The 8,616-nt window shown below is 73.0% G+C and carries 6 protein-coding genes and 1 pseudogene; 2 read left to right on the top strand and 5 right to left on the bottom strand.

What is annotated here, in order from left to right; genetic code table 11:
* Positions 1-315 (bottom strand): annotated as a pseudogene (locus ABD353_RS14070) (hypothetical protein); the annotation flags it as partial.
* 24 nt (positions 316-339) lie between these two features.
* On the opposite strand from ABD353_RS14070, the gene ABD353_RS14065 reads away from it, so the two are divergent.
* Complete coding sequence (locus ABD353_RS14065) at positions 340-1,038, top strand: hypothetical protein (RefSeq protein ID WP_344623899.1); 699 nt, start codon at positions 340-342, stop codon at positions 1,036-1,038.
* A gap of 93 nt (positions 1,039-1,131) precedes the next feature.
* On the opposite strand, the gene ABD353_RS14060 is transcribed toward ABD353_RS14065, so the two are convergent.
* From ABD353_RS14060 to ABD353_RS14050, 3 genes are all read right to left on the bottom strand, one after another.
* Entirely contained in the window at positions 1,132-2,247 is a 1,116-nt protein-coding gene (locus ABD353_RS14060) for a LacI family DNA-binding transcriptional regulator (protein WP_344623898.1), read from the bottom strand.
* A gap of 129 nt (positions 2,248-2,376) precedes the next feature.
* Complete coding sequence (locus tag ABD353_RS14055; RefSeq protein ID WP_344623897.1) at positions 2,377-5,406, bottom strand: carbohydrate binding domain-containing protein; 3,030 nt, start codon at positions 5,404-5,406, stop codon at positions 2,377-2,379.
* A gap of 661 nt (positions 5,407-6,067) precedes the next feature.
* Positions 6,068-6,856 (bottom strand): LysR substrate-binding domain-containing protein, encoded by a 789-nt coding sequence (locus tag ABD353_RS14050; RefSeq protein WP_344623902.1) that lies wholly within the window; start codon positions 6,854-6,856, stop codon positions 6,068-6,070.
* 67 nt (positions 6,857-6,923) lie between these two features.
* Here ABD353_RS14050 and ABD353_RS14045 point away from each other — a divergent pair, with 67 nt between their 5' ends.
* A complete protein-coding gene (locus ABD353_RS14045; RefSeq protein ID WP_344623896.1) occupies positions 6,924-7,346 on the top strand; it encodes a DUF5997 family protein in 423 nt (140 codons plus the stop codon).
* Between the two features lie 155 nt (positions 7,347-7,501).
* On the opposite strand, the gene ABD353_RS14040 is transcribed toward ABD353_RS14045, so the two are convergent.
* Complete coding sequence (locus ABD353_RS14040; RefSeq protein ID WP_344623895.1) at positions 7,502-8,431, bottom strand: cysteine/serine endopeptidase inhibitor; 930 nt, start codon at positions 8,429-8,431, stop codon at positions 7,502-7,504.
* Positions 8,432-8,616: the final 185 nt, after the last annotated feature.

The raw sequence follows: 8,616 nt of genomic DNA, 5'->3' as shown, positions 1-8,616 counted from the left end.
CTCGGCGACGGTGACGGACACCTCGGCGTCGGAGTGCACCTCCTGGGCGCCGTCCCCGGGCAGGGCGGCGGCCACCGCGCGGAGGATCGGCGGGCGCCCGCCCCCCCGGCCCCCCCCCCCCCCCCCCGCGCCGCCCGCCCCACCGCGCGACACGGCCACCGCGGCGGCCAGCACGCCCCCGGCCCCCTCGCCGACCCCGTCGGCCCCGGCCGACGGACCGGCATCCGGCGAAGCCTCGGCGACCGCCGGCCCTGCCTCCTCGCCCGCCTCCTCGCCCGTCTCGTCGCCCGCTTCCTCCCCCGCCCCCTGAGCCACCCCTCGAACCGCCTGGAGCACCTCGTGAACCGATCGCACCGCAGCACCCCGACCCGCCGGCTCGGCCGCCTCCTCCGCTCGGGGCCGCTCGTGCCCGCGGGGGCCGCCGCCGTCCTGCTGGTCGGACCGGCCGCCGCCACCGCGGACGCCAGCCAGGTCCGCTACGAGCGGACCCACGCCGTCAGCATTGCGAGCCCGGTGCACACCCGCGACACCGAGGTCGCCTTCGAGATCCGCCAGTTCGGCCGGACGGTCGGGGTCGACGTCGACAACCGGGCGCTCGCCACCGCCCGGTACTGCAGCGAGGGGCAGCACTGCCGCGCCGTCGCCCTCTCCTTCCAGATCGTCACCACCGGCGGCAGCGACGTGCACGTCGACGCCGACAACAACAGCAAGGCGACCACCGTGCACTGCGCCGGCTGCCAGGCCGTGGCCGGCGCCTACCAGTTCGTCATCAACACCCCGCAGCCCGTCCGGCTCGGCCAGGACGCGCTGCGCAAACTGGCGGCGGTCGAGAAGGCCGTGCGCTCGGCCGCGCGGACCCAGGACCCGGCGCAGCTGAAGGCCACCGTCGACGCGAAGGTCGCCGAGATCACCGACATCCTGCAGGCCGCCGTCGCCGCGCAGCCCGCCGCCCCGGCCGCCCCGTCGAACCGCAGCCTGGCCGAACGGCCCGGGGTGACGGTGCACCGGATGCTCGACGGCTGGCCGGGCAACGACTAGGAGCCGCCGTCCCCCGCGCACCCGGGCACGTGTCTTCAAAGGCGTACGAGGGTGCACCCCGGGGGCGCTGGGGTGCACCTCTGAAGACATGCCCTAAGGCTCGTCCGACGGGCCGTCACCGCGGTTCCGCGCCGCTGCCTCGGCCCGCCGTCCGGGCGGCGGGGGCGGCGCGGTCGAGGCCCGGACGACCAGCCGGGTGGGCAGCAGCCGGCGCACCGGCTGCTGCTCGCCGCGGATCGCCGCGAGCAGCGCCCCGGCGGCCGTCCGGCCCTTGGCCTCGGTGTCCTGCCGGACGGTGGTCAGGGCGGGCCTCGTCCGGGCGGCCTCGGCGAGGTCGTCGAAGCCCACCACCGACACCTCGCCGGGCACGTCCACGCCGAGGTCGCGCAGCGCCTCCAGGGCGCCGAAGGCCAGGATGTCGGAGAGCGCCAGGATCGCGGTCGGCGGCTCGGGCCCGGCCATCCACCGCCGGACGGTGCGTTCGCCGTCGACACGGCTGATCGGCACCTCGGCCAGCTCGACGTCCGCCATGGTGCGGCCCGCCTCGGCGAGCCCGTCGGCGAGGCCGGCGAGGCGGCGGGCGAGCGGGCCGCGGTAGCCGCGGACGGCGGCGTCCGGCCCGGGGTCGAAGGAGAGCACGGCGATCCGGCGGTGGCCGAGCCCGACCAGGTGGCGGACGGCCTCCCGGGTGCCGCGCCGGTCGTCGACGTCCACGCCGGGTGCGTCGGACTGCGGGTCGCCGTCGACCAGCACCACCGGGGTCTGGTGGCGGGCGAGTTCGGCGACCTCGCCGCGGTCGGTCTCCAGTCCGCAGACCACGAAGCCGTCCACGGCGGCGTACGGGATCGCTTCGAGCATGGATTCCCGCAGCGGCGGGGTGAGCAGCAGGGTGTACCCCTCGCGGTCGCACACCTCGCCGACGCCGCGCAGGAATTCGGTGTAGTAGGGGTTGCGCAGGATCGCCGCGAGGCCCTGCGGCAGCAGCACGCCGAGGGCGCGGGTCTGCCCGGCGCGCAGCATCCGGGCGAGCGGGCTGGGCCGGTAGCCGAGTTCCTCGGCGACGGCGAGGATGCGCTCGCGGGTCGCCCGGGACAGCTGGTCCGGGCTGTTGAACGCGAAGGAGACCGCGGTGCGGGAGTATCCCGCCGCGGCCGCCACGTCCCCGGCGGTCGGCTTGCCCCGTCCGCCGCCGGTTCTCCCTCCGGGCATGGTGGTGCCCTCTCCCTCTCTCCCCCGTGTCCGCCCGTGCCCCGCCGTCCGGTCGGGCCGCGCCGTCCGGTCCGCCCCCGCGGGTGCCGGCGGACGGGGAGGGCCCCGCCCGCCGGCGTTCCGGGTGTGCTACTTCAGGTACGGGCCGTCGGTGCCGATCTTGCCCGGGGCGGCGTTCTTGCCGCCGAGGTCGAGCACGTAGACCCGCAGGTTGCCCTTGCCGGGCGCGGCGACCGTCAGGGTGCCGTTGGTGACGGTCTTCACGTCACCGGTGACGGCGTCCTTGTAGGTGCCGTTGGGGATCCCGCCGTAGGTGGCGCCGTCGGTGACGGCGACCAGGGCGAAGCTGTCCACGCCGGTGGCGGTGTCGGTGTAGCGGCGCTTGAAGTTCATGCCGCCGCCGCTGATGCCCTCGGTGGAGTACTGGCCCGTCTGCAGGGCGGGGATCGCCCGGCGGATCTGGTTGAGCCGCTGCAATTGCTTGACCAGCGGCTGCTGCAGGGTGGTGGCGACGGCACCGGTGGCGCCGGAGACCACCGAGTAGTCGCTCGCCGTGACCGTGCCGGCGATCTTGTCGCCGTAGTAGGCGCGGCCGGTGGTGGCGAGCGGGCAGGAGGGGCCGCAGTCGATCTGCTTGCCGGCCTGGAACTCGATCTCCGAGCCGTAGTACAGCGTCGGGATGCCGCGGAAGGTCCACATCAGGGCCATGTTCTCGGCCCAGGCGTCGGTACCGCCCGCGTACCGGGTGCTGGACTTGTTCGGGCCGAAGTCGTGGCTGTCCACGTACACCACGTTGTAGGTGGCGTCGTTGTAGCTGTCGTCCGAGTCCTTGCCGTTGTAGTAGGCGTTGCGGGCGTCCCCGAAGTTCATGTGCATCCGCATGTCGATGACGTTCATGCCGGAGAACTGCGAGCGGTCCGGGGTGTGGTACGCGTTGCCGTTGAGGAAGGCGTTGGTGGAGGTGGGCTGGTTGCCGGTGCCGAGCTGCTCCTCGTAGTTGTACTGGTCGAGGGCGGCCTGCACGTCGTCGGCGGTGTAGTCCTTGCGCTCCTTCCAGGTGAAGAACTGGGCGGAGTGATTCACCGAGCCGCGGTTCCACTTGTCGTTGACGAACGCGCCGACCTCGCCGAAGACGAAGAAGTTCTGCGCCTTCGCCGGGCCCCAGTCCTGGGTGACCCGCTGCTGGATCGCGGGCAGGAAGCGACGGTTCCAGGTGACCCGCGGCACGTGCACGGCGGTGTCGACCCGGAAGCCGTCCACGCCCATGTCGATGTACTTGTCGTAGGCGCCGATCAGGTAGTTCTGCACCTCGGGGCTCTCGGTGTTGAAGTCTGCGAGGTCCTCGTGCAGCCAGCAGGAGCGCGAGTCCTCGCCCTCCCAGTTGCCGATCCAGCACTGGTGGTAGTACTTCGACGGGAACATCCCCGAAGTCGGCGATGGCCACTGGCAGTTGTAGATGGTGTAGCCCTCGGCGCTCTTGTACTGGGTGGGCGTGCCCCAGCCGACGCAGGTGGAGCCGGGGGGCTGCTCGGTCGACCACAGGTCGCCGTTGTACCAGGACTTGCCGGTCTTCGGGTCGATCGTCAGGCCGTCGTACTCGAAGCCGGTCTGCTTCTCGTCGTAGTACCAGGACCACTGGGAGTCCCGGACGCCGTACACGGCCGGCACGAACAGGCCCTTGGCGCCCCACCGGGAGCTGTGGTTGTAGACCACGTCCTGGTAGATCTTGATGCCCTTGGCGTGCGCGGCGTTGATCAGGTCCTGGTACGAGGCGCCGGCGGACTCCAGCCGCGGGTCGACCTTGTAGAAGTCCCAGCCGTGGTAGCCGTGGTAGTCGTAGTCGGAGCGGTTGAGGACGACCGGGGTGATCCAGATCGCCGAGAAGCCGAGGCCCTTGACGTAGTCGAGCTTCTGGACGAGGCCCTTGAAGTCGCCGCGGAACATCGGGTCGTTGTTGGCCGCGTTGCCGGACTTCACGTCCTGGCTGCCGCCGCGGTTGTTGCTGCTGTCGCCGTCGTTGAAGCGCGCGGTGAGGACGAAGTAGATCGGGTCCTTGCGCGGGTCGGTGCCGATCATCTCGCCGTTGGCGGGCTGCGGCGGGGCGGTGCCGGTGGTGGCCACGGCCGCAGCGGAGGCCGCGGAGACGTTCCCGGCCGCGTCCTGCGCCTTGACGGTGTAGGTGTAGACGGTGTTGGCGTCCAGGCCGGTGTCCGAGTACACCGTGGAGCCGGTGTTCACCACGACGGTGCCCTGGGTGCCTCCGGTGCGGGTGACCTGGTAGCCCGTCACCGCCTTGTCGTCGGTGGACGGGTCCCAGGTGAGGACGATCGAGGTGTTGGTGGCGGTGGCCGCGACGTTGCCCGGCACGGTCGGCGCCGTGGTGTCCGGCACCACGGCGGCGCACGGGTCGGCGGCGTTCGCGGTGACCTTGCCGTTCTGCACCGTCACCGTGCCGGACGGGACGACGTAGTTGGCGCCGTTGTTGTTGTCCCAGGTGCCGTTGCCGTTGTTGAAGGTCGCGGCCATCGTCGAGGCGGAGCCCAGCGAGACCGTCTTCTTGAACCAGCCGGTGCAGGCGGCGTCCATGCCGATGCCGGGCACGGTCGTCCAGGCGCCGCCGGCCGGTGCGTAGTGCAGGTTGACGGTGCTCCAGCCGACCACCGCGGTGGAGTAGTAGACCGTCGAGGTGGTGCCGGTGGGGGACGGACCGGGCGAGGGGTCGGTGCCGCCGCCCGCGCACGGGTCGCTGTGGGCGATCACGCCGTCCTTGACGGTGATCGAGCCGGTGCCCAGGGCGTAGTTGCGGCCGCCGTTGTTGTCCCAGGTGCCGGAGCCGTTGTTGAAGGTGGCCTGCAGCCCGGTGGCGGAGCCGAGGTCGACCGTCTTCTTGACCCAGTCGGTGCAGGCCGCCTCCATGGCGACGCCCGGCACGGTTGTCCAGCTGCCGCCGTCCGGGGCCCAGTGCAGGTTGTACGCCGACCAGTTGCGGGTCTTGGTGTAGTAGAAGACGGTCGCCGTGTTGGAGGCCGTGGCCCCGGTGGTGGCCGCGTTCGCCGCGCCGCCCAGTGGCGCCGTGGACAGCAGTGTGGCCGCGAGACCGGCCGCCGCGGTCAGGGCGACGGCCGTGGGCCGCCGCCGGTGGCGTGATCGCGATGTCACAGTGAACCCCTCGGGTAGTGCCGCAGGCAGGGGGGAACCCGGCTCCACCGCACCCGGGGACACGGGAGCAGCGTGGGGGACGGAGACACGGGGCTGCCGGAGCGGCAGGAACAGGTGGGTGGGTGGTGCTGGGTGGTGCGGGCCGGACGGCGGCGCGGGCAGGGGGCCGGCGGCCGTGCGTCTGCGTGCGGCTCCCCGAGCCGGCGGATGCGCCGGCTCCCCGGGCGGGAGGCCGCGGTGGGCGGCCGCTCCACCGTGGCCGCCGCTCCTTGCGCAATTCACTGCAAGAAGCATCAGGAGATTACCGAGCGGCAACCCCTCTGTAAACCCTCACCGCAGCGGTCCGGACGCACGGCGCAACCGTTCTGACCTGCCGTCGGATTTCTGAATCGAGCCAGAACGGTCTCTGACCCGATTCAGGAAGAAATGTCTTGCAGAAACTTTCAGATTTCCCCGGCGAGCACCTTGACCCGCCCTTTGCCGCCACGGCATTGTCCTCAGCGACCGGCACCACCCCTGCCGGCCGCCCGCCCGCCGGTCTCCCCCACGCCCGGCGGGCCGCGGGCCCCCACCACCCGCACCCGTCACCCGTCACACCCGCACCCCGACCGGGAGGCGCCCGTTCCCCCACCACGCACCATCGGGCGGCCGGCCCGTGCCGTCAGCGGCCGCGGGGCTTCCCGCGCCGTGCGCCGCCCGAGCCGCCGGAGGCCCCGGCACCGCCCCGCGCACGGCCGCCGGCCGCCGCGGGCCGCTTCGGCTTCTGCTGCGGGGTCTTCTGCTGCCCTGGCTTCTGCTTCGCACCGGCCTTCTGCTGCGCGGCGGGCTTCTCCTGGGGCTGGGCCCCACGGCCGCGCGAACTGTTCACCGTCCGCCCGCGCACGATGCCGATGAACTCCTCGACCAGGTCGGTGGTCCGGTCCTCGCGCCAGGAGAGCACCACCTGCGACTGCGGCACGTCCGCGAGCGTCCGGTAGGTGAGGTCACGGCGGTGGTGGAGCCGCGCCAGCGACTGCGGCACCGCCAGCACGCCGATGCCGGCCGCCACCAGCTCGATCGCGTCGGCGGTGGTCGCCGGCCGCTCGAAGGCGGGCAGGCCCGGCAGGCTCTCCCAGCCGATGGTGTCGTCCAGCGGGTGCAGCACGACCTCCTCGGCCAGGTCCGCCACCGCGACCTCCTCCGCCGCGGCCAGCCAGTGGTCCTTGGGGATCACCACGACCGTGGTCTCGGTGTAGAGCGGGATCGCGCTCAGCACCGTCCGGTCCACCGGCAGCCGCACCAGGCCCGCGTCCGCCCCGCCGGACACCAGCGCCTCGGTGCCGCCCTCCGCGGGAACGGCCACCAGCGCGAGCGGAACGTCGGGCAGCCTCTCCCCCCAGACACGGACCCACTTGGTGGGGGTCACGCCCGGAACGTACGCCAGTCGGAAGGAGGAGGGAGTCGCCTGCATCTCAGTCACGCAGCCCAGGCTACCCACCGTGATCGGGGCGGGCCTCCGCTCGCTTACCCTTGTCCCTATGACATCGCGCAAGCCCCGGACGATCCAGACGATGAAGCCCGCCACGGCGGCCAAGAAGCTGGGCGTCTACCTCGAGGCCACCCCCGACGAATTCCGGGAGGGCGTGGTCTCCCGTGACGAGCTGAACGCGCTGCAGACCGAGCCCCCCGCGTGGCTGGAGGAGCTGCGCCGCAACGGCCCGCACCCCCGCCAGGTGGTCGCGGCCCGGCTCGGCGTCTCCGTCTCCGGCCTGGCCCGCGGCGGCGTCAGCGAGGCGCTCACCACCGAGCAGATCGAGGCCCTCCGGGACGAGAACCCGGAGTGGCTGCAGAAGGAGCGCACGATCCAGGCCGAGGTCCGCCGCGAGACCGTGCGGATCAAGGAGAAGCAGGCCAAGGAGGCGAAGCAGGCCCAGCAGGCCGCCGCCCGCAAGGACCGCTGAGGCCGCACGCCCCGGCACCGCACCGCATTCCACGGGCCCGTCCGGCACCTGCCGGACGGGCCCCGCGCATGCCGGCGGCACCCGGCACGCCCGCCGCGGGGCCGCCGCCGTCCAGGGGAAGGAGGACGGCGGCGGCCCGGCGGCGACGCACTGCGTCAGCAGGTGCCGCTGTCGCGCCACACGGCCCAGGAGCCGGGGTCGTTCGGCACCGCGCCGGTCGAGTAGTAGATGGCGCTGTACTTGTGGCCCGCGTAGCCGACGGCGTCACCGGGCACGTACGACCTCGACGCGCTCCAGGCCGCCGGGCAGGCCGTGCCGCCGCCCCCGCCGCCGGTGGCGGTGGTGGTGGCGGTGACGGCGGCGGACTGGGCGCCCGCCTTCCCCGCGGAGTCGACGGCGGCGACCGTGTACCGGTACCCGGTGGCGGCGCTCAGGCCGGTGTCGCTGTACGAGGCGCCGGAGGCCGTGCCGACCTTCGTCCCGCCGCGGTAGACGGCGTACGAGGAGGCGCCCTGGACGGCCGTCCAGGCGAGCGAGACGCTGCTCGCGGTGGTGGCGGTGGCGCGCAGCCCCGTGGGGGCGGGCAGGGTGGTCGTCCCGCCGCCGCCCGTGCCACCACCGGTGCCGCCGCCCGAACCGCCGTTGGAGCCTCCGCCGGAGCCGACGAACTTCCAGGTGATCCCGGAGACCACGCCGACGTTCAGGTCGGCGAGCTTCTGGAAGGCGGTCTTGCTGAGATCGATGTGCTCGGCGCTGCAGGACGGGCACTTGTCCCGGACCGGGACGGTGATCGTCCTGCCCTGGTAGCTGACCTGCACGGAGATGCCCTTGCAGAGGTCGTCGTTGTTCGGGTTCGCCGAGGTCCACCACGAGGTGGAGACGGCGACCAGGTCCTCGGCGGCCGCGTTGATCGCCGTCCCGCAGGCGCCGTACCCTGCGTCGTCGTACCAGGTCATCTTGCCGGTCCTGGACTCGCCGACCGGTATCGAGGCCAGCGCCGAGCCGATGCCGAATACCGTGAGCATCAGGGCGCCGACCAGAGCGGCGATCCACCGCCGGCGGATCCGTTTCGGAGCGGAGTGCACGCGTCCTCCTGGAGGGATGGGGGTGGAGTCTCGTCGTGCCCGGCAGATCCGCACACAGCCCCGACTGACTGGTCACCATCAATAACCAACCCCGCCCCACCCGGTCAACGCCCGCCCGACGCCGCCACGTTGGCCGCCCGCACCCCAATTCCCGTCCATCACCGCAGGTCAAGGCCCCCGATTCC

Origin of the sequence: Kitasatospora arboriphila (assembly GCF_039528095.1) — a bacterium.
In the GTDB taxonomy this organism is placed as follows: Bacteria; Actinomycetota; Actinomycetes; order Streptomycetales; family Streptomycetaceae; genus Kitasatospora; species Kitasatospora arboriphila.
Note: the sequence above shows the minus strand (reverse complement) of the source record. Positions and strands in the feature narration are given on the sequence as shown.

Coding starts and splice junctions, on each gene's coding strand:
- ABD353_RS14060 (WP_344623898.1), bottom strand. CDS start 2,247: ATGCCCGGAGGGAGAACCGGCGGCGGACGGGGCAAGCCGACCGCCGGG.
- ABD353_RS14050 (WP_344623902.1), bottom strand. CDS start 6,856: ATGCAGGCGACTCCCTCCTCCTTCCGACTGGCGTACGTTCCGGGCGTG.
- ABD353_RS14045 (WP_344623896.1), top strand. CDS start 6,924: ATGACATCGCGCAAGCCCCGGACGATCCAGACGATGAAGCCCGCCACG.